General features: G+C 65.0%; 20 protein-coding genes. 6 read left to right on the top strand and 14 right to left on the bottom strand.

What is annotated here, in order from left to right:
* The first annotated feature begins 105 nt into the window (after positions 1-105).
* A complete protein-coding gene (locus tag BMG03_RS11820) occupies positions 106-1,626 on the top strand; it encodes a bifunctional metallophosphatase/5'-nucleotidase (protein ID WP_075774979.1) in 1,521 nt (506 codons plus the stop codon).
* Between the two features lie 356 nt (positions 1,627-1,982).
* On the opposite strand, the gene BMG03_RS11815 is transcribed toward BMG03_RS11820, so the two are convergent.
* Positions 1,983-2,450 (bottom strand): Lrp/AsnC family transcriptional regulator, encoded by a 468-nt coding sequence (locus tag BMG03_RS11815; protein WP_075774978.1) that lies wholly within the window; start codon positions 2,448-2,450, stop codon positions 1,983-1,985.
* A gap of 114 nt (positions 2,451-2,564) precedes the next feature.
* Between BMG03_RS11815 and putA the strand changes: the two genes are divergently transcribed.
* A complete protein-coding gene (gene putA / locus BMG03_RS11810) occupies positions 2,565-5,984 on the top strand; it encodes a bifunctional proline dehydrogenase/L-glutamate gamma-semialdehyde dehydrogenase PutA (protein ID WP_075774977.1) in 3,420 nt (1,139 codons plus the stop codon).
* A gap of 14 nt (positions 5,985-5,998) precedes the next feature.
* Here the strand turns inward: putA and modC are convergent, their stop codons facing one another.
* The 7 genes from modC to BMG03_RS11775 form a co-directional block, all read right to left on the bottom strand.
* Positions 5,999-7,078: a molybdenum ABC transporter ATP-binding protein gene (gene modC, locus BMG03_RS11805; protein WP_075775135.1), complete on the bottom strand. Its 1,080-nt coding sequence runs from the start codon at positions 7,076-7,078 to the stop codon at positions 5,999-6,001.
* Positions 7,075-7,770, bottom strand: coding sequence for a molybdate ABC transporter permease subunit (modB, locus tag BMG03_RS11800; protein WP_075774976.1), 696 nt, complete (start codon positions 7,768-7,770; stop codon positions 7,075-7,077). The genes modC and modB overlap by 4 nt, the downstream gene beginning before the upstream one ends.
* Positions 7,767-8,516, bottom strand: coding sequence for a molybdate ABC transporter substrate-binding protein (gene modA / locus BMG03_RS11795; RefSeq protein ID WP_099049362.1), 750 nt, complete (start codon positions 8,514-8,516; stop codon positions 7,767-7,769). The genes modB and modA overlap by 4 nt, the downstream gene beginning before the upstream one ends.
* A 142-nt stretch (positions 8,517-8,658) precedes the next feature.
* Positions 8,659-9,759 (bottom strand): c-type cytochrome, encoded by a 1,101-nt coding sequence (locus tag BMG03_RS11790; protein WP_077701241.1) that lies wholly within the window; start codon positions 9,757-9,759, stop codon positions 8,659-8,661.
* Positions 9,756-11,036, bottom strand: coding sequence for a c-type cytochrome (locus BMG03_RS11785; protein WP_167733395.1), 1,281 nt, complete (start codon positions 11,034-11,036; stop codon positions 9,756-9,758). Before BMG03_RS11785 ends, BMG03_RS11790 begins: the two co-directional genes overlap by 4 nt.
* 16 nt (positions 11,037-11,052) lie before the next feature.
* Positions 11,053-11,706, bottom strand: coding sequence for a cbb3-type cytochrome c oxidase subunit II (locus BMG03_RS11780; protein WP_075774975.1), 654 nt, complete (start codon positions 11,704-11,706; stop codon positions 11,053-11,055).
* Complete coding sequence (locus BMG03_RS11775) at positions 11,703-13,277, bottom strand: cbb3-type cytochrome c oxidase subunit I (protein ID WP_244270943.1); 1,575 nt, start codon at positions 13,275-13,277, stop codon at positions 11,703-11,705. Before BMG03_RS11775 ends, BMG03_RS11780 begins: the two co-directional genes overlap by 4 nt.
* 639 nt (positions 13,278-13,916) lie before the next feature.
* On the opposite strand from BMG03_RS11775, the gene BMG03_RS11770 reads away from it, so the two are divergent.
* Positions 13,917-14,240, top strand: a complete 324-nt coding sequence (locus BMG03_RS11770) for a YidH family protein (protein ID WP_075775131.1) — start codon at positions 13,917-13,919, stop codon at positions 14,238-14,240.
* A 59-nt stretch (positions 14,241-14,299) separates the two neighbouring features.
* On the top strand, positions 14,300-15,145 hold the full coding sequence (locus tag BMG03_RS11765; protein ID WP_075774974.1) for a fumarylacetoacetate hydrolase family protein: 846 nt from the start codon (positions 14,300-14,302) through the stop codon (positions 15,143-15,145).
* Positions 15,146-15,206: 61 nt separating this feature from the next.
* On the opposite strand, the gene kdsA is transcribed toward BMG03_RS11765, so the two are convergent.
* From kdsA to BMG03_RS11750, 3 genes are read right to left on the bottom strand one after another with little or no spacing between them, the layout of a single operon-like run.
* Positions 15,207-16,040: a 3-deoxy-8-phosphooctulonate synthase gene (kdsA, locus tag BMG03_RS11760; protein WP_075774973.1), complete on the bottom strand. Its 834-nt coding sequence runs from the start codon at positions 16,038-16,040 to the stop codon at positions 15,207-15,209.
* A gap of 35 nt (positions 16,041-16,075) precedes the next feature.
* Positions 16,076-17,881 carry a KpsE/RkpR family capsule polysaccharide export protein gene (locus BMG03_RS11755; RefSeq protein ID WP_075774972.1) on the bottom strand — a complete coding sequence of 602 codons (1,806 nt, stop codon included), beginning with the start codon at positions 17,879-17,881 and terminating at the stop codon, positions 16,076-16,078.
* Positions 17,865-18,518 carry an ABC transporter ATP-binding protein gene (locus BMG03_RS11750; RefSeq protein ID WP_075774971.1) on the bottom strand — a complete coding sequence of 218 codons (654 nt, stop codon included), beginning with the start codon at positions 18,516-18,518 and terminating at the stop codon, positions 17,865-17,867. Before BMG03_RS11750 ends, BMG03_RS11755 begins: the two co-directional genes overlap by 17 nt.
* 155 nt (positions 18,519-18,673) lie before the next feature.
* On the opposite strand from BMG03_RS11750, the gene BMG03_RS11745 reads away from it, so the two are divergent.
* The gene (locus tag BMG03_RS11745; RefSeq protein WP_075774970.1) at positions 18,674-19,255 is read left to right on the top strand and encodes a uracil-DNA glycosylase family protein; all 582 of its coding nucleotides are present in this window, start codon (positions 18,674-18,676) and stop codon (positions 19,253-19,255) included.
* Positions 19,252-20,052 (top strand): SseB family protein, encoded by an 801-nt coding sequence (locus BMG03_RS11740; protein WP_075774969.1) that lies wholly within the window; start codon positions 19,252-19,254, stop codon positions 20,050-20,052. The genes BMG03_RS11745 and BMG03_RS11740 overlap by 4 nt, the downstream gene beginning before the upstream one ends.
* Before the next feature lie 51 nt (positions 20,053-20,103).
* Here BMG03_RS11740 and BMG03_RS11735 read toward each other — a convergent pair whose 3' ends face one another.
* The 3 genes from BMG03_RS11735 to rpoH all read right to left on the bottom strand — a co-directional run bounded on the left by BMG03_RS11735 (position 20,104) and on the right by rpoH (position 23,063).
* Positions 20,104-21,009 (bottom strand): formate/nitrite transporter family protein, encoded by a 906-nt coding sequence (locus BMG03_RS11735; RefSeq protein ID WP_077701239.1) that lies wholly within the window; start codon positions 21,007-21,009, stop codon positions 20,104-20,106.
* A gap of 48 nt (positions 21,010-21,057) precedes the next feature.
* Positions 21,058-22,035, bottom strand: a complete 978-nt coding sequence (locus tag BMG03_RS11730; protein ID WP_075774968.1) for a Gfo/Idh/MocA family protein — start codon at positions 22,033-22,035, stop codon at positions 21,058-21,060.
* 128 nt (positions 22,036-22,163) lie between these two features.
* The gene (gene rpoH / locus BMG03_RS11725; protein ID WP_075774967.1) at positions 22,164-23,063 is read right to left on the bottom strand and encodes an RNA polymerase sigma factor RpoH; all 900 of its coding nucleotides are present in this window, start codon (positions 23,061-23,063) and stop codon (positions 22,164-22,166) included.
* Positions 23,064-23,236 lie beyond the last annotated feature (173 nt).

The raw sequence follows: 23,236 nt of genomic DNA, 5'->3' as shown, positions 1-23,236 counted from the left end.
CTTGAGGTTTGCGCGATGACAGAGTGCGGCTAAGCTTTCTCCCACGCCCCGGGCCATGCGGCCGTTCGGGGTCTATGAATAAATTCATTCCGCAGGGAGACCGAAATGTCCGATTTCAAGCGCCGTCTGGCTGCCCTCATGCTGGGCGCCGCCTCCACCGGGCTTCTCGCCGCCGGGCCCATTCAGGCCGAGACGGTGAAGCTCACGATCCTCGGGGTTGGCGATATCTACAATTTCGACGGTGATGGCGAGCGCGGCGGGTTCGCCCGGCTCAACGCGGTCGCCAAGAAGGAGCGCGCGGACAATCCCAACACGCTCTATGTGTTCGATGGCGACATGCTCTCGCCCTCGCTTCTGTCGGGGATCGACGAAGGTCAGAACACGATCGACCTGACCAATATCGTGCCCTTCGATATCGCGGTGCCGGGCAACCATGAATTCGATTTCGGCCCGCAGAATTTCGAGAAGAAGATGGAAGCCTCGAAATACCCGTGGGCCGCGATCAACATCACCCAGAAAGACGGCTCGCCGGTTCAGGGTCTGGGCGGCGTGATGATGAAAGAGATCGCCGGTCTCAAGGTCGCGCTCGTTCCGGTCGCGCAGGACACGACGCCCGAGGTCGCCAATTCGGGCGATCTGAAATTCGGGCCGACCGTGGACAGCGCGATCGCAGCAGCCAAGAAGGCGCGCGAGGATGGCGCGGATCTGGTGATCGGCGTCGTGCAGACCGATCAGTCGAACGACCGCGACCTGATCGCGAGCAAGGATTTCGACGTCATCATCTCGGGCGACGACCACCTCAATGCGATGTTCTATGACGGGATCACGGCCTATGTGGAGACCTCGATCGACGCGCGGTACCTGATGCCGGTCGATCTGACCGTCGACATCTCCGAGAAGGACGGCAAGCGCAAGATCAGCTGGACCCCGGATTTCCGCTGGATCGACACCGCGAATGTGACGCCGGATCCGGAATCGATGAAGCTGGTCAACGGCTTCAAGCAGCAACTCGACGACAATCTCGGCCAGCAGATCGGCACGTCGGAGACCGAACTGGACTCGCGGCGCAACGTGGTGCGCTCGCAGGAGAGCACGATGGGCGATCTGATCGCCGATGCGCTGCGCGACGCGACCAAGGCCGATGTGACGCTGATCAATGGCGGCGGCATCCGGGGCGACACGACCTATGATGCGGGCCACAAGATCACCCGCAAGGACGTGCTGACCGAGCTGCCCTTCGGCAACAAGACGGTGGTGACCGAGATCCCCGGCTCGCAGCTCCTGAGCGCGCTGGAGAACGGCTTCAGCCAGGTCGAGAACGGTGCGGGCCGTTTCCCGCAGATCTCGGGCATGAGCGTGGTCTACGATCCCTCCGCACCGGCCGGGTCGCGCGTGGTTTCGGTCGAGGTGGGCGGTCAGCCGCTCGACAAGGACAAGGTCTACAAGGTCGCGACCAACGATTACATGCTGGGCGGCGGCGACGGCTACACGTCGCTCGGCGGCGGCAAGGTCATCGTGAACGCCGGCAACGGCAACCTGATGGCCAATGACGTGATGACCTATATCGAGAACAAGGGCACGGTCGCACCCAAGCTCGACGGGCGGATCAAGAAACAGGGCGAGTGAGTTCGACCTGATCGGATCGAGAGGCGGCGGGGAGACCTGCCGCCTTTTCTATTGCGCCTAATGTGGTGAGGGTCCGGCGCGGCCCGGGGCTGGTCGCCCTGTGCCAAGTGGACAACTATTGCCAATATGCGCGTGCAGGGACAGGGAAGCGTAGAGAGGGCCTCGATCTGAACGAACGCAATCTGCTTGCCCGGAACAGCCGCGAAGCGGCCCGGGCAGCGCCCGACCGCCCCCTCGGGCGGGCGCTTGGGTGACGTCAGCGCGCGGATCGAGGTCATCCGGATTTGGCCGCGATTAAGTACGGACCACATGACGAGGGACGCCCGCCCGGCGATCGGGCGCTGCCCTCTGTAACCTCACTCCAAGGGCGGCGCGCTGGCCTCCACCACGGTCTCCATCGCGACATAGCTCGACGAGGAATGGACATGGGGCAGGGTGGACAGCTCTTCCGACATGATCCGCCGGTAATCGGCCATGTCGCGGGCGCGGATCTTCACTAGATAATCGAAGCCCCCGGCGATCATGTAGCACTCTTCGACCTCGGGGATCGCGCGCACCGCGGCGTTGAACGCCTTCAGCGCGGTCTCGCGCGTATCGCTCAATTTCAGCTCGATATAGGTCACATGGGTCAGCCCCAGCTTGATCGGTGAGATCATCGCCCGGTAGCCCTTGATGAGCCCGGTTTCCTCCATTTGGCGGATGCGCGCGGCCACCGGCGTCTTCGACAAGCCGACCCTGCGCGCTATCTCAGCCACGGGAAGGCGTGCATCGGCGATAAGCTCGTTGAGGATTCGCCTGTCGATCGCATCGATCTCTTCACTCATGGGCTACAGAGTCTCCAAAAATAAGTTCCAGAGACCATCGCTTAGCAAATCTTTGCGCCAATCGCCTAGGGGAAATCGAATAGTATCGGACAATCAGACTCAAGGGAGGATCGCATGGGCGACACGTTCGATCAGTTCACGACACAGGCGAAATTCGCCGAAGAAGCCGCGCTTCTGGAGCGGCTAAAGGGCCAGGCCGAACTGAGCGAGAGTGATCGCAAGCAGATCTCCGCCCGCGCGGCAAAGCTCGTGCGCCGTATCCGGACCGAAGCCAAACCGACGCTGATGGAGCATTTCCTCGCGGAATATGGCCTGTCCACGCAGGAAGGCGTGGCGCTGATGTGCCTCGCCGAGGCGATGCTGCGCGTGCCCGATGCCGAGACGATCGACGCGCTGATCGAAGACAAGATCGCACCGTCGGACTGGGGCAAGCACATGGGCACCGCGTCGTCCTCGATGGTCAACGCCTCGACCTGGGCGCTGATGCTGACGGGCCGCGTGCTCGAAGACGAAAAGCCCGGCATGGCAGGCGTGTTGCGCGGGGCCGTGCGCCGTCTGGGCGAGCCGGTGATCCGGGCCGCCGTCAGCCGCGCGATGAAGGAGATGGGCCGCCAGTTTGTCCTTGGCGAGACGATCAAGGACGCGCTGAGCCGAGCCAAGAAGCTCGAAGATCGCGGCTACACCTACAGCTACGACATGCTGGGCGAGGCCGCTCGCACCGCGCGCGACGCCAAGCGCTACGCGAAGGATTACGCCGACGCCATCGCCGCCATCACGAAGGTCTGCAAGGACCGCCCTGTGGCCGAAAATCCCGGCATCTCGGTGAAACTCTCGGCGCTGCATCCGCGCTACGAGGTCGCCAAGGAAGAGCGCGCCATGGCCGAGATCGTGCCGGTGCTCAAGGATCTGGCGAAGGCCGCGAAGGCCGGGAATATGGGCCTCAACATCGACGCCGAGGAGCAGGACCGTCTGGTGATCTCGCTCAAGATCATCAAGGAGGTTCTGTCCGACCCCGAGCTTGCCGGCTGGGACGGGTTCGGCGTGGTCGTGCAGGCTTACGGCAAACGCGCGAGCCTCGTGATCGACTGGCTGGGCGCTCTGGCGGAAAAGCTCGACCGCAAGATCATGGTGCGTCTGGTGAAAGGCGCCTATTGGGACACCGAGATGAAGCTCGCGCAGGTCGAAGGCCTGCCGGACTTCCCGCTGTTCACCACGAAGGCTGCGACCGATGTCAGCTACCTTGCCAATGCGCGCAAGCTGTTCAGCTACACCGACCGCATCTATCCGCAATTCGCGACCCACAATGCCCATTCGGTCGCGGCGATCCTCGAGATGGCCGAGGGCCGTCCCTACGAGTTCCAGCGCCTTCATGGCATGGGCGAGCGTCTGCACGAGATCGTCCACCGCGAAGAGGGCACCCGCTGCCGCATCTACGCCCCCGTCGGCGCGCATCGCGACCTGCTGGCCTATCTGGTGCGTCGCCTGCTGGAGAACGGCGCGAACTCTTCCTTCGTGCACCAGATCGTCGATGAGGACGTGGCGCCCGAGACCATCGCGGAAGACCCGTTCGTGCAACTCGAGACGGCCGAGCGTTCGGCGATGCTCAAGCTTCCCTCGGAGGTGTTCGCCGAGTCCCGCGAGAATTCCATGGGCTTCGATCTGACCGACGAGGGCACGCTTGCGCGCATCGACGCCGCCCGCAATGTGGCGATCCCGGATGCGGGTCCGCTGGTGGCGGGCGAGGCGACGGGGCAAGCCGTGGCCGTCATCAACCCCTCGACCGGCGAAGAGGTGGCCAAGGTCACGGAGGCCGACGAGGCCTGTGTCGCGGCCGCCATCGACGCTGCGCGTCCGTGGGCTGCCCCGGTCGCTGAGCGTGCCGCCGTTCTGCGTCGCGTGGCGGAGCTTTACGAGGAAAACTTCGGCCCCTTCTTCGCGGTGCTCGCGAAAGAGGCGGGCAAGAGCCAGCTCGACGCCGTGGGCGAATTGCGCGAGGCGGTCGACTTCCTGCATTATTATTCGGCGCAGGCCGAAGAGAGCGACCCGACGGCGCGCGGCATCTTCGCGGCGATCAGCCCGTGGAACTTCCCGCTGGCGATTTTCACCGGGCAGATTTCGGCGGCGCTGGCTGCCGGTAATGGCGTGATCGCGAAACCGGCCGAGCAGACGCCGCTCGTCGCCGCCATCGCCGTGCGCCTGATGCATGAGGCGGGTGTGCCGCGCGACGTGCTGCAACTGCTGCCGGGTCAGGGCGAGACGGTGGGCGCAGCCCTGTCGTCCAACCCGAAGATCGCGGGCATCGCCTTCACCGGCTCGACCGAGACGGCGAAGATGATCCGCCGCGCGATGGCCGACAATCTCGATCCGACCGCGCCGCTGATCGCGGAAACCGGCGGTCTGAACGCGATGATCGTGGATTCGACCGCGCTGCCCGAACAGGCGACGCGAGACATCATCGCCTCGGCCTTCCAGTCGGCGGGTCAGCGCTGCTCGGCGCTGCGCTGCCTCTATGTGCAGGAAGACGTGGCCGAGAACCTGATTTCAATGATCAAGGGCGCGATGGACGAGCTGTCGCTGGGCGATCCGTGGTATCTGTCGACCGATGTCGGCCCGGTGATCGACGGCGAAGCTCAGGAAGACATCGCCGCCTATATCGCGAATGCCGAGAAAGAGGGCCGCGTGCTGCACAAGCTCGACGCGCCGTCGAAGGGCCATTTCATCGCGCCGACGCTGGTGAAAATCTCCGGCATCGAGGCGCTGGAGCGTGAGGTCTTCGGCCCGGTTCTGCATATCGCGACCTATCGCGCAGAGGATATCGAGAAGGTGTTCGACGCGATCAACGCCACCGGCTACGGGCTGACCGCCGGTCTGCACAGCCGGATCGACAACCGCGTGCAGGAGGTCTCGGACGCGCTGCATGTCGGCAACCTTTACGTCAACCGCAACCAGATCGGCGCGGTCGTGGGCTCGCAGCCCTTCGGGGGCGAAGGTCTGTCGGGCACGGGGCCGAAAGCGGGTGGACCGCTTTACCTGACCCGCTTCGCGATGGCGCCTGAGGCGTCGTCGAAAAACGGCGAATGGGGCCACAAGGCCGATCTCGACACGCTGCGCAAAAAGCTTGCGAAAGCGGCGGCGAAGGCCGAGGCGGCGGGGCCGCTCGAGGCGCTGGAACTGCCGGGCCCGACGGGCGAGGCTAACACGCTGCGTCGCTATTCGCGCGGGCCGATCCTGTGCCTCGGGCCGGGTGAAGCCGCGCAGGTCGCGCAGATCAAGGAAGTCGAGAAGCTGGGCGGTGTGGCCGTCGGTGCCGATGGCAAGATCGCCCCGGAAGTGCTTGAAACGCTTGAGGATATCGCGGGCGCCATCTGGTGGGGCCACGATACGCGCGCCCTCGTCAAAGCGCTTGCAAAGCGCGAGGGCCCGATCCTGACGCTGACCACCGGCGCGGTGCAGAAGGCCGATGTCCTCCACGAGCGGCATCTCTGCGTCGACACCACCGCGGCGGGCGGCAACGCGGCGCTGCTGGCGGGGTAAGCCCCGCTGGCCTGCTAGCCCACATCCTCGGAGGCCACCGACATCGCCTTGATGATCGCGTGGCACCTCTCCCCCTCGGTCAGGCCAAGCGCCGCGACCGAGCGGGTGGTGAGCCGGGCCAGCAGATGCTCGTCGCCCATCTTCAGGCGGGCATAGACGCTGGGAGGAGCCGCAGGACGCAGCTCCGTGACCGTCACCGGCAGGATGTTGAGCGCGGAGAGGCCTTCGGGCCGCGCAACCGCAAGAGTCACGTCCCCCGCATGGATGCGCAGCCGCAGTGATTGGCCGGGCTGACCTTCCCAATAGGGCAACAGCACCGGCCCGCCTGCGGTTTCGATCCGGGTCAGGCCGTCGGCTTCCTGCGCCATGACACGTCCCGAAATCACCGCCCCCGCTTCGCGCTGCCCGAGCGCGGGGGCGAGTGTCGGATCGGACAGAATCTCGCGCGCGGGGCCGAAGCCGCGCAGCCGGCCGGCCTCGATCAGCGCGATGGATGTGGCGAGGCGCGCGACCTCGGCCGGTGCGTGGCTGACATAGAGGATGGGAAGTTTAACTTCGTCCCGTAACCTCTCGATATAGGGAAGGATTTCCGATTTTCGCGCAGCGTCCAGCGCGGCGAGTGGCTCGTCCATCAGCAGCATCCGCGGGTTCGACAGGATCGCGCGACCAAGCGCGACGCGGCTTTTCTCACCGCCCGAGAGCGCGGCGGGACGGCGCTCCAGCAGCGCGCCGAGGCCGAGCATATCGATGATGTGGTCGAACTCCGGCGCGGTCTTGGTTTTGTTGAAACGCTGCCCGTAGAGTAGGTTCGATCTGACGCTCAGATGCGGGAACAACCGGGCGTCCTGGAAGACATAGCCGATGCGGCGCTTGTGGGGCGGCAGGCAGATCCCGGCCTCGGTCTCGAGCAGCACCTCTCCATTGACGACGATCCGCCCCCGGTCGGGCCGCAGCAGCCCCGCGACCGCGTTCACCACGGTCGTCTTGCCCGCGCCGGACGGGCCGAACAGCGCGGTCACGCCTTCGGGCGCTGTGAAATCTACGTCGAGATCGAGCGCCGGCAGGCGATGGCTGAGCGAGATTTCCAGCATCAGTTCTGTCCCGCGATCCGCGCCGCGATCCGTCGCGCCAGCCACTCCGAGACCAACAGCGCGCCAAGCGCCAGCGTGACCGAGATCACCACCAGCCGCGCGGCCTCGACCTCGCCGCCCGGCACCTGCAATTGCGAGTAGATCGCGAGCGGCAGGGTCTGTGTCTGGCCGGGGATGTTCGAGACGAAGGTAATCGTCGCGCCGAATTCGCCCATCGCCTTGGCGAAGGCGGTGATCGCGCCCGCAAGGATGCCGGGCAGGATCAGGGGCAGGGTGATCGTTGCGAAACTGGCGATGCGCGAGGCCCCGAGGGTGGAGGCCGCCTGTTCCAGCTTCGGGTCCACCGCCTCGATCGCGAGCCGGATCGCGCGCACCATCAGCGGAAAGGCCATGATCCCGGCGGCCAGTGCCGCGCCGCGCCACGAGAAGGCGACCGTGACCCCGATCTTCGCCAGCGCCGCCCCGATCACCCCGTTCGGCGCGAAGCCTATCAGCAGCAGGTAGCCAGTGACGACCGGCGGCAGGATCAGCGGCAGATGCACCAGCCCGTTGACGAGGCTGCGCCCCGGAAAGCGCCAGCGGGCCAGCGCATAGGCGACGAACAGCCCGGGCGGCAATGACAGCAACGTCGCCCAGCCTGCCACTTTCAGCGAGAGAAAGACTGCTTGCCAGTCGGAGGACGACAGCCAGCTCATTTCAGTGTCTCGAAGCCTTGCTCGTGGAAGATCTTCGCGGCGGCGTCGGATTTCAGCTCGGCATAGAAGCTTTTCGCCGCGTCGCTATCGGTGAGGCGGGCGGCTGGGTAGCGGATCGGTGGGTGGCTGTCTTCGGGGAAGGTCGCCACGACATGCACGCGCGGCTCGGCCACGGCGTCGGTCGCATAGGTGATCCCGTAGGGTGCTGCGCCAAGCGCCACCATCGCAAGTGTCGCGCGCACGTTATCGGCCTGCGCGACTTCGGGCTCGACCTTGGACCAGAGCCCGTAATGCTCCAGCGCCGCCTTGCCGTATTGCCCGGCGGGCACCGCGTTCACCAGCGACATGGCCAGCTTGCCGCCATTCAGAAGCGCGTCGAAATCGAGATCGCGAGAAATCGTCACAGGTTTCGCTTCTGGATCATGGGCGATCAGCACAAGGTGGTTGGCCAGCAGATCCTCCTGCACCTTGATGCGGCCCGTCTTCGCGACCGTCTCCATCCAGCCGGGATTTGCGGAGATGTAGATATCGGCCGGTGCTCCGGCGGCGATCTGGCGGGCCAGCGCACCGGACCCGGCGAAGGAAATATGCGCCACGTCGCCGGTCTTCGTCTCCCACGCTTTGGCCACCTGATCGAGCGCGGTCTTCATCGACGCGGCGGCGAAGATCGTGACCTCCTCTGCGCGGGCGGGTAGCGCGAGGCTCGCCGTCGTAAGCGCAAGGGCGAGGATGCGGGGCAGGGACATGGGGCCTCCTTCGATATGTTTCATCAGACATATTGCAGCGCAGATCGCCAAAGGCAAGCGCGGGCCGCCGCGGGAAGGGCTCAAAAGGAAAAGACCGGCGCATTGCTGCGCCGGCCCGTTCTAGGAGGTCTAATGGAAAGGCTTAGCCTCCCGAACTTTCGTTTTGCGCAGGCGCCGAGGCCTGATCGCTGGAGGGATATCCCGGACCCATCAGCTTGCCGTCGACCTCTTTGCCGTAGAAGCCCTGATGGTTGTGGTGCCATTTGTCGACGGCGTCCTTCACCGTCACGTCGCCGATCTGCCGCGGGTCGTTCGGGCGCGGATGGCTGTCGACGAAGGCGGCCACGTCCCAGGCTTCCTGCACGGTCAGTTTGTTCGGCTCCGAAAGCGGCATGTTATGCTTGATGAAGGCGGCGGCGGCGTTGATCTTGTGCATGCCCGCGCCCCAGTTGAAGCTGTTCGGCCCCCAGAGCGGCGGGAAGACGACCTTGCCATTGATGTCCTTCTGACCCTGACCGTCGGCGCCGTGGCAGACCGCGCAGTTCTGGGCGAAGACCGCTTCGCCGCGCTGGCGCGAGGGCTCTTTCGCGGGCTTGTCGATCTTGCCGAAGCCTGCGCCTTCCGGTTTCTCGCCCGTGGGCAGACCCTTGGACATCCAGAAGAAATAGGCCTGCAGATCGCGATAGACATCCGAGCCATAGGGCGGCGGTCCCCCCGAGGGCGAACCTTGCGCGTTCATCGAATAGGTGAAGCAGCCCTTGATGCGGTCCTCCATGGTATTCACCATTTTGTTCTTGCCGCGATATTTCGGATAGACCGGGTAGGCGGCCCACATCGGCGCGGAGAAGGCCTGACGGCCCGCGTCGAGGTGGCAGTTCGAGCAGGACAGATCGTTTCCGACGAAGTCATGCGCGTTGGTGCCGGTATCGTTGAAAATCGCCAAGCCTCGGCGGACCGACTTGCCGAAATCGTCGTCGGGAATGGTGCTCTCCGCAGGCGGGGTGAAAAGCTTCGCGTGTTGCGTGTCGCCGCCGCTTTGCTGCGCGGCGGCCTCGGCTTCGCTCTGGTCACGCGTGGCGCCGGTCAACCAGCTGGGTGCGAGGCCGAAATTTACCAGCAGCGAGCCCAGCACGACCAGTGCGAGGCCACCGCCTACCGCGAGGATCGCGCGCAGGGCCGTCTTGCCGCGGGAGGGGTCGGTCTCTCCGCGCGGAGGGATGTCGGACGGGTGCTTGTTACTCATTGATCCACTCCTTCACGCACCGGGATGTTGCTTTCCATCGCGGCCAGTTCGGTTTTGTCCATCGCCGGCATCGGGGCGAGCGAGGCGAGGTAATCGGCCACCGCGCGCCGATCCGCATCGTTCAGCGCCTTGCCGATCCCCGCCATCAGGCCGAGCGGCGAGTTATGGCGCGCGCCGCCTGCCCACATCGCGAGTTGATGCGCGACATAGGCCGGCTGCTGCGCGGCGATCCCGGGAAAATTCGGCGCGACGCCGACGCCCGAGGGCCCGTGGCAGGTGAAGCAAGCCGGAACGCCGATCGACCAGTCGCCTTCCTTGGCAAGCTGTGCGCCGCGCTTGAGATCGCCTTCCAGAGAAGGCTTCGCGCCCGAGGGGCTGGTCATCGTGGCGTAGTAGTTCGCCAGTTCTACGATTTCCTGATCGCTCAGACCCTTGGCCACATAGGCCATCGAGTCGTTGGGCCGGGTGCCTTTCTGGAAGTCGTGCAACTGCTTGGCCAGATAGGGCGCCGGAAGGCCCGCCAGCCGCGGCACGGTCTCGGTGCCTTCGCCCTTGTCGCCGTGACAGCTTGCGCAGGCCCAGACCGTGCCCGAGCCCTGACTGACGAGCTGCGCGACGCGCTCGGACCCGGGGCCTTTCTCGGCAGCTGCGGATTCCGGCTGCGCGGGCAGGTTGTTGATCAGCCCTGCGAGGCCTGCGCCGCCATCGAGCGGGTCCATGTCGCCCGCCACCTTGCGGATATCGGCGACCTCCGGGGCGCTGATGGTCTTGGCGTCGTCATTGAGCCCGGTGGCCACATAGGATGCGACTTCGGAGATTTCGGTGTCGCTGAGAACAGAGCCGAAGGCGGGCATCTCGCCCTCGTAGCTCTCGCCATTGACGTTGAGCTTGCCACCGATGCCGCGCATCACGATCTGGGTCACCGCCTTTGCGCCGCCCAGCTTCACGATGTCAGAGCCGTGCAGCGGGGGGAAGGCGCCGGTGACGCCTTCACCGGCATCGCCATGGCAGGTCGCGCAATTGTCCGCGAACAGCGTCTTGCCCGCGTCGAGATCGGGCGCGGCGGCCTGCGCGAGTTTCGTGGGCTCTTGCTTGGCCGCTTCGGTTTGCGCCTTGTCCGCGACCTGGACGGCGGTGCTGGTCTGGACCAGCATGATCACCCCCCAGATCGCGAGCGCGATCGCGATCGAATAGACGGGCCACGGGATGCGGCGGGTGGCCTCGAACGGCTCGAAAGTCTCGTCGGGACGCCGGGGATCGGGTTTCTTGTCGGTCATTCTTGTCTCCGTCGTCTCAGTTCGAGGCCTTGGTGGCATCGGTCGCTTCGCGTTGCTTCTCGGCGATCAGCGCGTAGCCGTTGTCGCGCAGACCGTCCTTCGGCGGAGCGTATTGGCGTGTCATGCCTTGCAGATACTTCACGAGGTCGAGCGCATCCTGCTTGGCCACGATCACACCGGATTTGGGCGCGTATTTCGCGGGCAGCTTGACCACCACATCGTCAGGCCCGGCTTTGTCCTTATGCGTGAAGAGGTAGGGATAGGCGGGCATGATCGACCAGCTGGAGATCGCGCGGGGCTGATAGAGATGGGTCAGCTGCCATGCCTGAGAGGGCATGCGGTCGCCGATATCCATCAGGTCCGGCCCGGTGCGCATCGTGCCCAGCTGGTGAGGGGCGTCATAGGCGTAGTCGCCCGCGACCGAGGCCCGGCCCCAGCCGCGTTCGGCATCGGGGGCCTGTGCCAGCGAACGCGGCTGCTGCGAGTGGCAGTATAGGCAGCCCAGCGAGACATAGACCTCACGGCCGCGCGCCTCGGCCTCGGTGTAAGGCTTGAGCCCCGACGTCGGTCCCTGTGCGCTGATCTGCATGCCCGGCGCGATCACCAGGAACAGGGTCGCGAGCGCGAGGATCGCCAGCGCCGTGATTGCGAGAGGAAGATAGCGGTTCATTCTGCAGCCACCATGTTTTCGGTTTCGGTCTCACGGGTCTTCTTGGCGAAGCCGATCGCGATGAGGTTGATCACCAGCAGCACATGGCCCAGCGTCATCAGTCCGCCGCCGAGCGAACGGCCTTCGAGATAGGGCTTGAGCAGGGTCACGCTGTCGGCGAAGGGCTTCGTCGCATCGAGCTGGGCAAGGCCCTGCAGCACGCCGCCGATTGTCAGCGAGAAGAAGTAGATCGCGAAGCCGATCACGTTCAGCCAGAAATGCCATGCGATCATCCGCGGGAAAGGCCAGTATTTCCCGGTCGCACGCGGCACGACCTGATAGATCACGCCCATCAGCACCAGCGACACGAAGGCATAGGCGCCCAGATGCGCGTGCGCCACCGTGTAATGGGTGAAGTGGGTGATCGTGTTGACCGAGCGCAGCGCCTCGATCGAGCCCTGGAACGAGGCCAGCGTGTACATCACCGCCCCGAAGGAGATGAAGCGCAGCGGGATCGACTCCTTGAGCGCCCAGAGATTGGCCGCCACCGTGACGTGCTGGTTGATCGCAACCGCGATCACGGGAACGAACATCATCACCGAATGGACGACCGAGAGCGTCACCAGCCAGGTCGGGACCGGGCCGCCGATCAGGTGGTGGATGCCGACCTGGCTGTAGAACAGCGCCAGCGCCCAGAAGCCAACCAGCGAGAGCGCGTAGGAATAGACCGGTTTGCCGATGATCTTCGGGATGAAGTAATAGGCCGCGCCCACGCCCAGCGGCGTCAACCAGAGGCCCAGCACGTTATGGGCGTACCACCAGTTCATCGTGGCCTGCTCGACCCCGTGATGGACGCCGGGAATGTTGGCGATGACGAACAGCACCGGGAACCAGAGCACCGCGGCGAGGAAATACCAGCCGGAGACGTAGATGTGATGGACGTTGCGGTGCTTCGCGGTCGCGATCAGCGGGGCCACGAAACAGGCCGCGCCGGCTGCGAGGACGATGTCGATCTGCCACGGGATCTCGAGCCATTCGAGCCCGTCGGTCCAGCCGTTCGCGATGGCGAACACGCCTGCGGCGAGGCCGATATTCCAAAGCACGATCCCGGTCTTCAGAAGGCCCGTCATGCGCAGTTCGGTGCGGAAGATACGCGGGAGGATCCAGCAGACGGCGGCGAGGCCGCCCTGGCTCGCCCAGCCATAGGCGACCGAGTTCAGGTGCACCGTGCGCATCCGCCCGAAGGTCATCTGCGCAGTTCCCGACATCAGATCGGGCAGGTGCAGTTCCAGCGAGGCGGCCAGCCCGTGCAGCGAGCCGTAGATCAGCCAGAACACCGCCGCCGCGATGAGCCACATCACGACGCTGGAGGAACTCGCGTCGATACCGGCGCGCGCCGCGTTGAAGTGGTGAGGGTCGTTCGGCGCGTCGGTATCCGCGCCCTCGCCGGGCTCGAAGATGGTCCGCGCATCGTCGGCGTCTGGCGTGTGGACCTGCTTGTTCGCGATCGCCCAGATCAGGATCGTCAACGCCAGTAGCGAGATGACGAAGCTGAGGGCGAGCAGCAGGCCGAGCGTTTCGGTGATTTGCATTGGCTGGCTCCGGTGTCAGGTTTGACCCGGGCCGAGCCGGTGCGACGCGTGGATGCTCGTCACTGTTCCATTCTCCCTTTAGCCCGGTCGGTCGGTTCTTGTTCACGTTGTTTTCACGAACAATGCATGGCGGAGTGATCTGTTCCAAACATTCAGATGTATGCAGATGTCGGGCGCACCGACGCCCGCCGAGGGACGATCACGACCATGTGGCGCGGGCGCCGGATGTTCGCGAGCGCCCAGAATGATGCAGTCACGGGGGCGCGACCACCTCTCCTCACGCGATGATGATCTTGGTTGAACGAGCCGCGCGGAGAGCTTTCCTCGGCGGAAAGCGCACGCGCCAGCCGGGCCTTGTTTTTCGGGCGGAAATCCGCTGGCGGGACGCTCGCGAGGCGCTCCCGCAGCGCTGATCGGGGCAACGATCTCGTGATCCGCGGCTCACGATTGCCGTGAGATGAGTTGAAAGCGGGGCGGGGTTCCCCAAGGGGCAGGGCGGCAGACCGCTTCCGGGGATAGGGGAACCGATCGGGCCGCAGATGCGATTCCGATACAGGAGCGCGCGGTGCGCGCCGCCTTGCGTGGAGTGTCGCAGCGGATCGCGCGAGATGCGATGGAAAGGCAGGCTCGAGAGTGGCCGTGAACGAGAACTTCAAGGATCACGCCGCCAACGAGCGGACCTTCCTCGCGTGGCTCCGCACGGCCGTCGCGATCGTCGGGGTCGGGCTCACCGCGGCGAAGTTGACCCGGACGGATCTTCCGCAATGGTCCGATCTGGCGATGGTGCTGAGCGGCGGGGTCGTGGTGATCCTCGCCTTCGTGCGCATGCGGATGCTGCGCGCCGCGATCGAAAGCGGCAAGGCCCCGGACAGCCAAGGAACCAACTGGCCCGAGCTGGTGCTGTTTGCGCTGGTGATCGCGCTTCTGGTTCTGCTCGGGATTTTCATCCTGCATGTCACCTGACACTCTTGCATCTTCGTCGCCGCACAGGCTTGATGCCGCCAAATTATGGAGGACATTACATGAAACTTCTGCGTCACGGGCTTATCGGAGCCGAAAAACCGGGGCTGATGGACGGTCAGGGTGTGATCCGCGACCTGTCGGGCCAGGTCGCCGATATCGGGGGTGCGGTGCTCTCGGATGACGGGTTGGCGGCGATCGGCTCGCTGGACGTGTCCGAGTTGCCCGCCGTGCCCGAAGGCACGCGTCTGGGCGCGCCGATCGCGGGCATCGGGAAGATGATCTGCATCGGGCTGAACTATGCCGACCACGCTGCGGAATCGGGCGCGACAGTGCCGCCGGAGCCGCTGATCTTCATGAAGGCCACTTCCGCGATCCAGGGCCCGAACGATCCGATCGTGATTCCGCGCGGCGCCGAGCAGACCGACTGGGAAGTCGAGCTGGGCATCGTCATCGGCAAACCTGCGAAATACGTCTCGGAAGAGGATGCGATGGATTACGTCGCGGGCTACGTGCTCGCCAACGACGTGTCCGAGCGCAGCTACCAGAAGGACCGCTCGGGCCAGTGGACCAAGGGCAAGAGCTGCGACAGCTTCGGCCCGCTCGGACCGTATCTGGTGACGCGCGACGCGGTGGCCGATCCGCAGAAGCTGGCGATGAAGCTGAGCGTGAACGGCGAAGTGATGCAGAACGGCTCGACCGAGACGATGGTCTTCGGCGTGAAGAAGCTGGTCAGCTACCTCTCGCAATTCATGACGCTGCATCCGGGCGACGTGATCTCGACCGGGACCCCTCCGGGCGTCGCAATGGGGATGGAGACCCCGCGCTTCCTGCGTCCGGGCGATGTGGTGGAGCTGGAGATCGAAGGGCTGGGCCAGCAGCGCGCCGAGGTCGTGGCCGACGCCTGAGGCAGGTCTTTGCGAACAGGGCAGGGCGCGCGGAACACTCGCGCGCCCTTTCTCATACGCGTTACAGCCGGATCGGGTCGTCCTTGGCGATCCGGTCGAACTGCATCAGCGTCTGCACCAGCTTCGGCATCTGGTTGAGCGGGATCATGTTCGGCCCGTCCGAGGGCGCGCTATCGGGCGCCTCATGGGTTTCGATGAATACCCCCGCAATGCCCAGCGACACCGCCGCACGCGCCATCACCGGCGCGAATTCGCGCTGACCGCCAGAGGAGCCGCCCTGACCGCCGGGCTGCTGCACCGAATGGGTCGCGTCCATGATCACCGGGTAGCCGGTCTTCGCCATCTCGGGCAGGCCGCGCATATCGGCGACCAGCGTGTTGTAGCCGAAGGAGGTGCCGCGCTCTGTCAGCAGGATCTTCTCGTTGCCGGTGGAGGCGACCTTCTCGGCCACGTTGGGCATGTCCCACGGGGCGAGGAACTGGCCCTTCTTGATGTTCACGACGCAGCCGGTCTCGCCCGCGGCCAGCAACAGATCGGTCTGGCGGCACAGGAAGGCCGGGATCTGGATCACGTCGACGACGGCGCCTGCAATCCGGGCCTGTTCCGCGTCGTGGATGTCGGTCAGCACCGGGCAGCCGATCTCTGCGCGCACCTCTTCGAGGATCTTCAGTCCCGCGTCGATGCCGAGGCCGCGCTTGCCTTTGAGACTGGTGCGGTTGGCCTTGTCGTAGCTCGCCTTGAAGATGAACTGCGCGCCCGCCTGGTCGCAGGCGCGGGCCATTTCCTTCGCGATCATCATCGCATGGTCGCGGCTTTCGAGCTGGCACGGACCCGCGATCACCGTCAGCGGGCGGTCGTTCGAGACGGTCAGCCCGCCGATTTTCACGTCTTTCATTTCTCTCTCCGCAGCCTGTGACGGGCCGCTCTAGCTCAGCTCGAGACCTGCTCGCGCAGGACCGACGCTGTGAGCGACAGCATCAGATAGATGCCCGAGAAGATCAGGAAAGCCAACAGCGTGTTCTCGAAAGCGCGCGGATAGGTGGGCTCGTCCGGGGCGACGGGGCGTACGCCCATCTCCAGATAGCGTACCTGCTTGTTGGCCTCGATCCGGGCGGTTTCCATCTGTTGCGCAGCGGCAGAGAGCAGCATCTGGCGGGTCTGCAATTCGCCTTGGGCGATCTGCAACTGGCCGGTGACGGCGGCGAGCGACTCGCCCCCGGTGGCCTGGCGCCCCGCCGTGAGTTGGCCACGCGTCTTTTCGAGAAGCGCCTGAATGCGCCTGATGTCGCCCTGCACACCCGAGACCCGCGCCTGGTTGGGACGCGCATTGTCGAGAAGTTGGCCCAGCTCGAGCCGTTTCTGCTGCAACTGGTTTTCCAGATTGGCGACCTGGCCCATCACCACCGAGTTCTCGCTGACGGGATCGAGGACGCCGACCTTCTCCTGTAGCTGCTGCACCTTGGATTGCGCAGCGAACACCTTCGCCTCGGCATCCTGATAGCTTTCGCGCGCGCCCTTCATCTGGTCGTCGCGCAGCCGCGAAGTCAGTTGGTCCACCTGCTGTTCGGCATAGGAGATCAGCGACTCGGAGAATTGCTGCGATTTCTGCGGATCGGGGGCGATGACCTCCATCTTCACGATGCCCTCGGAAGGGTCGTAGCCGATCTCGACCATTTTCGAGTAAAGCCGGTAGGCCTGCTCGTCGGTGGCATCCTTCGGCAGGCGCTGAAGCGGGTCGATGCTCGGATCCTCGAAGATTTTCTTGAAACCCTGATCGCGGTCGAGCCGTTTCATGGCATCGCGCGACTGCAGATAGGATTGCACTGTCACCGAGTCCTGATTGGTGGCGAGCTGCGTGCCCGAGAAGAGCGACCCCAGCCCGGAATTGCCCAGCCCTTCGGCCTTCTGGATCACGAAAGCCGATTTCGTCGCATACATCGGCGTGGCCATCGCGAAATAGTAATAGGCGGCCATCAGCGTCGGCAGCACGACGAAGAAGCCCAGCCGCGCGCCCAGCAGCATCAGCTTGCGGCGGCGACGTTTGGCGATGTCGCGCTGGATGCGCAGGATCTCGGCGGCGCGACGATCCTCGGTCATCACCTCGGTCGAGGGGAGCTGACCTTTCTTGATCGTCTGCGGCAGGTTCACGCGGGTATCCGCGCCCGGCCCGTCGGTCCGTGCCAGCGCCCGCGAAGTCGCTTCCGCCTCGCCGGGTTTCACCATCGCCACGATATTCGAGCGGTCGAACGGATCGATCCCGCGGCGGCGCAGGAGCAGCACGGCCTCGAAATCGGAACTGGCCTGCACGCCGTGTTTCTGCGCCATCCGGCGGGCGAGGCGCAACTGGCGGCCGGTCAGCCCCTCGGCGCGGATCGCGTCGATTTCTTCCTCGGGGGTGCGCTGGCCCGCATCGATCACCTCGGCGCCGTTGCGCTCCGCCGTCGGGAATTTTTGATCGCCGAACCCGTCATCCTGCGGCTCGAACATGCTGGAGGGATCGCTGTCTCTGTGCCGCCGTTGCCGTTGCCGTTGCGGTTCCGGCGTGTCGGAAGAGGGTGCGGCTTGCGCGGCGGAGGCCGCAGAGGCGTTGGAGGCGCGCGGCGTGGTCGGCTCTCCCGTCGTCCCGGGGCCCGATTTCAGCGGCATCGCCCCCAGCTGCAGCGAGCCGTCGCTCCCCGTGATCACCGGCCCATCGCGGCGGATACGGAATTTCGGGGCCTTAGGACTGGTAGTCATACAACCGCTTCGCTTCTTCAAGAGTGTCGAACTGGTAAAGTTGCCCGTCGCGCAGCACCGCCGCACGATTGCAGAATTTCTCGATCGTGGAGGGTTGGTGCGAGACCACGACCACGGTGGAATTACGCAGCCGGTCGCGCAGGATCGAGCCGGCCTTGCGGTTGAACTCCACATCGGTGGTCGAGGGCATCCCCTCGTCGATCAGGTATATGTCGAATTCCAGCGCGAGCAGCAGGGAAAAGGTGAACCGCGCGCGCATCCCCGAACTGTAGGTGCCCACGGGCTGGTCGAAATATTCCGCGATCCCGGTCAGCCAGCGCGAGAAGGCCTCGACATAGTCGGGATCGAGCCCGTAGAGCCGCGCGATGAAGCGTGCGTTTTCGCGCGCCGAATGTTTCGAGACGACGCCGCCCATGAAGCCCAGCGGGAACGAGACCCGGCTGGTGCGACGAATCTCGCCCTCGTCGGGCTTTTCCAGCCCTGCCATCATGTTGATGATCGTGGTCTTGCCGGTGCCGTTGGGCGCGAGAATGCCGAGGCTCTGGCCCAGCTCCACGCGGAAGCTGGCGCGTTCGAGGATCACCTTGCGCTGCTTGCCGGTCCAGAAGGATTTGGAGACGTTCTCGAATACGATCATTACTTTTTGGCCCGGGTCTCCATCTGTGCGCGCCTCGCCACTAAATCACGGGGGCAGCAGTGCGAGAACCCGCCTAACCTTGGATTTGGGCAGCATTATGTTCAGTTGTGGGAGGGTTATGCAATGACGAACACATTGACACTAGAGGAGAAACGATGACCCGCCCCGTGCAAGACGAGATCCGCGACTGCCGCCTTTGCGCGGCGCGGTTTCGCGCGACCGCGACCGGGCATTCGCCGCGTCCCGTCGCGTGGTTCGCCGCCGGCGCACGCGTGCTGATCGTGGGGCAGGCGCCAGGGATCCGGGTGCACGAGACCGGCGTGCCGTTCAACGATCGCTCGGGCGACCGGCTGCGCGATTGGATGGGCGTCGATCGCGAGACCTTCTACGACGTCTCGCGCATCGCGATCGCGCCGATGGCGTTCTGCTTTCCGGGCTATGACGCGAAGGGGGCCGACCTGCCGCCGCCCGCAATCTGCGCCCAGACGTGGCGCGACCGGGTGATGGAGGAAATCGGCCCGGTCGATCTGACGCTTCTTGTGGGCGGCGCCGCGCAGCGCTGGCATCTGGGTACACGCAACGTGACGCAGGCCGTGCTGGGCTGGCGGGACCAGGCGCCGCGCCTCTTCCCCTTGCCTCATCCGTCTTGGCGCAATACGGGATGGCTGAAGAAAAACCCGTGGTTCGAGGCCGACCTGCTGCCGGTCCTGCGCGCCCGGGTGAAGGAGCTGACATGACCCCCTATGACCGCGCCCATGCCGCGATGGAAGCCGAACCGGAGAACGAGGCCAAGCGTCTCGCCGTGTTCGACCGTCTCGCCGATGCCGAGCTGTTCCTGCTGCTCGAAGAAGAGCCCGAGGACGAAAACATCAAGCCGCAGGTGTTCTCCACCGAAGAGGGCGAGTTCGTTCTCGTCTTCGATACCGAAGACCGTCTCGGCGAATTCGCGGACGGGCCGCAGCCCTACGCGGCGCTGCCGGGCCGGGTGATCGCGCAGCATCTGGTGGGCGAGAATATCGGGCTGGGCGTCAATCTCGGTGTTGCGGACTCGGCGATGCTGTTGCCGCCCGAGGCGCTGGACTGGCTGACCGAGACGCTCGCGCATACGCCGTTGGAGGCGCAGGGCCGTCCGGTGGAATTCACCGCTCCGGGTCTGTCGCCCGCGGTGATCGCGCTGCTGCTGCCCGCCTTCGAGGCCAAGCTGGACCAGCTTGCCGGGATCGCGCAGGCTGCCGTGCTGGGCGGCGTCACCTACGAGGACGGCCACCGGGGCCATGTGCTCGCGGTGATCGGCGCGCATGAGCATTTCCGCGCGGGTATCGCCAAGGCAATGGGCGAGGCGCTGACCTTCTCGGGGCTGGATGCGGGCGAGTTGGACGTGACCTTCCTCGAGCCCGAGGACAAGGCCGCGCAGCTTCTGCTGGACAAGGGGCTCGTGCTGCATGTCCCCGAGCCGGTCGAGGAAGAGGTGCAGGAACTCCGCCCCGGTTCCGCCCCCGGCATGGATCCGAGCAAGCCGCCGAAGCTGCGCTGAGGCGCGCCCGGCGGTTTTCGCATATCGTTTGAAAAACTCGGTCGGGGCGGCTCAGGACTCGTCGTCTGCCTCGTCGTGCTCGCCGATCACCTCGTTCTTCACCTGACCCCATGTCAGCAGCGTGAAGACCGCCGTGCCGCCCGCGACATTGCCTGCGAGAACCGGGAAGAAAAACCGGCTGATCGCCTCGGTCAGGCTCATATGGCCGCTCCAGACAAGCAGCCCCGCCTCGACCGAGCCCGCGACGACGTGCGCAGAGCCCGAGGCCGCGAGCAGCCATGTCATCGCGAGGATCACGAGGAACGAACTGCCCTGCGCCGCGGGCATGATCCACACCACGGCGGCGATGATGATGCCCGCCGGCATCGCGCGGTAGAAGTTCTGTCCCATGTCGCCGTCGGTCGCGTGGCGCGCCACGGCCAGCAGGCTGTCGGTCATCTCGTCGGGGATGACATGGGGAATGCTCAGGAACCCCGAGGCGATCGCGCAGCCAAGAATGTTCGACGCAAGCACGATCGCCCAGAGCCGCAGCATTTTCAGCAGGCATGTCAGCGACCGTTCGGCCACCACCGGCAGGACGGTGGTGATCGTGTTCTCGGTGAACAGCTGCATCCGCCCGAAGATCACCACCATGAACCCGGCCGAATAGCCGAGGGACTCGACCAGAATCCGCCAGCTTTCGTCGGGCAGACGCGCATGCAAGCTCGCCTGCGCGATGACCGAGAGGCTGATCAGGATGCCCGCCGCGAGCCCCGACCACACGAGAGAGGTGAGCGGGCGGTTCAGCTCTTCGTCGCCGTCATGCCGGATCACGGCGTAGATCAACCGCGCGGAGAGGCGCGAGGCTTGCTTCACCGAGCGCTCCTCGTGCCGTTCGCGCACGGCGTTGTTCTGGACTTTTCCGCTGCCGTTGTCGGACCCGCCCTGCGCGTCACTTTGGGAACTGTCTGATTTCATTCGTCCTGAACCCCGTCACGCGTGCTTTGTTCCCTGTGCGAGCCTGCGCTATCCCTGTTCGCTGGCGAACACCTTGTCGATCATCGCCTGTGTGCCGCGCGCATCTTCAAGTGTCCACGCATAGGGCGCGCCCTCGGTGACATGACGCATGAAGGCTTCCACCTGGATCACATATTGATTCACGGCCGGGTAGCGGATCATCTCGTCCGGCTTGCCCTTGCGGATCAGCGTGACCTCCGCCTGATCGAAGACATTCGCGTTGAACGGGCAGGTGAGGCGGATCAAACCTTCGGAGCCCTGGAAGACCGCTTCCTGGCGCGGATGCAGCCGGGTCGAGGTCAGCGCGCCATAGGTGAAGCGGCCCTTGTCGCTGACCATCTCGCCCGTGACCTGCGTGAACGTGTCGACATCGTTCTCGCGATGGATGACGGCGCGCAGATCGCCCGGTTCGGCCCGGGCTGCGAAGCGCACGCAGGAATAGGCATAGACGCCGATATCGGGGATCGAGCCGCCGCCCATATCCGCCTTGTTGCGGATATTGGTGGGGTCGGGGTTGTTGAAGGTGAACACCACATCGGCGTGGCGCAACTCTCCGATCGCGCCCGCATCGAGCCAGTCGCGCACCTGCCGCCATTGCGGGTGATGCACGATCATGTAGGCCTCGGTCGCGAACTTGCCGGCGGCGTCGCGCGCGTCTATCAGCCCGTCGATCTCCTCGGCCTTCATCGCGATCGGCTTTTCCGTCAGTACATGCTTGCCTGCCGCCAGCGCCTTCTTCGTCCACTCCACATGGAGCGTGTTGGGCAGCGGGATATAGACTACGTCGATGCCGGGGTCGGCCAGCAGCGCGTCATAGCTGTCATGAACCTTGAGATCGGGCGCGAAGGCCTTGAAGGGATCGGCTTTTTCCGGGCTCGACGTCGCGAGCGCCGCCAGCCGCGCGCCCTCGGCCGCGTGGATCGCCCGGCCCATATGCTCGCGCGCAAATTTCGCGGCGCCGAGGATTCCCCAGTTCAACACCTGCATCGTCTCTCTCCCTCTTTTCGTGCTCGTATCCGGGGCGAAGGTAATGCTTATGCGGCGCGGCGCAAAGAAAATCGCCGCCCCCGGGAAAGGAGCGGCGACACACTTTCGCACTCGTTACTGTTCGCGGGTTACGCGGGCACGTTCATGCCTTTTTCCCGTGCCAGTTCGGTCATGCGCTTCTGCAGCTTCTCGAAGGCGCGCACCTCGATCTGGCGGATACGCTCGCGCGAGACGTCATAGACGCCCGAGAGTTCCTCCAGCGTGACGGGATCGTCGCGCAGGCGGCGCTGCATCAGGATGTCCTTCTCGCGGTCGTTGAGAACGTCCATCGCGTCCATCAGCATCTCGCGGCGGGCTTCCATCTCCTCGGTCTCGGCATAGGCCTCGGCCTGATCGGCATCCTCGTCTTCGAGCCAGTCCTGCCACTGTGCGGCCCCGCCTTCGTCACCCGCGCCGATCTGTGCGTTCAGCGAGGCGTCCGAGCCCGACATCCGCCGGTTCATCGAGATCACTTCTTCCTCGGTCACGTTCAGATCGGACGCGATCTGTTTGACGTTCTCGGGGCGCATATCGCCGTCTTCATAGGCGCCGATCTTGGACTTCGCCTTGCGGAGGTTGAAGAACAGCTTCTTCTGCGCCGAGGTGGTGCCCAGCTTCACGAGGCTCCACGAGCGCAGGATGTATTCCTGGATCGCGGCGCGGATCCACCACATAGCGTAGGTCGCGAGGCGGAAGCCCTTCTCGGGATCGAAGCGCTTCACGGCCTGCATCAGACCGACATTCGCCTCCGAGATCACCTCGGCCTGCGGCAAGCCGTAACCGCGATAGCCCATCGCGATCTTCGCGGCGAGACGCAGGTGCGACGTCACCAACTGGTGCGCGGCATCGGTGTCCTGGTGGTCGGCCCAGCTCTTGGCCAGCATATATTCCTGTTCCGGCTCCAGAAGCGGGAACTTCCGGATCTCCTGAAGGTAGCGGTTCAGCCCCTGCTCAGGACTCGGGGCCGGAAGGTTCGTGTAGCTCGTCATCGTCTCCCATGTCTCCCTTTTGGCGGCTGCTCAATGTGGGGATCGCCCCCCGTTCTTTCAAGAAACGCAAGGCAGTGCGGATTGGTTCACCGAAAGCCGCCCTGACGCAGTCGCATAGAAAGATCAACGTATCGTAACGGGATTTCCGTCGCGGATGTGTAAAAAAACATCTG

Origin of the sequence: Thioclava nitratireducens (assembly GCF_001940525.2) — a bacterium.
GTDB lineage: Bacteria > Pseudomonadota > Alphaproteobacteria > Rhodobacterales > Rhodobacteraceae > Thioclava > Thioclava nitratireducens.
The sequence above is the reverse complement of the archived record's forward strand: the minus strand, read 5'-3'. Positions and strand labels throughout refer to the sequence as shown.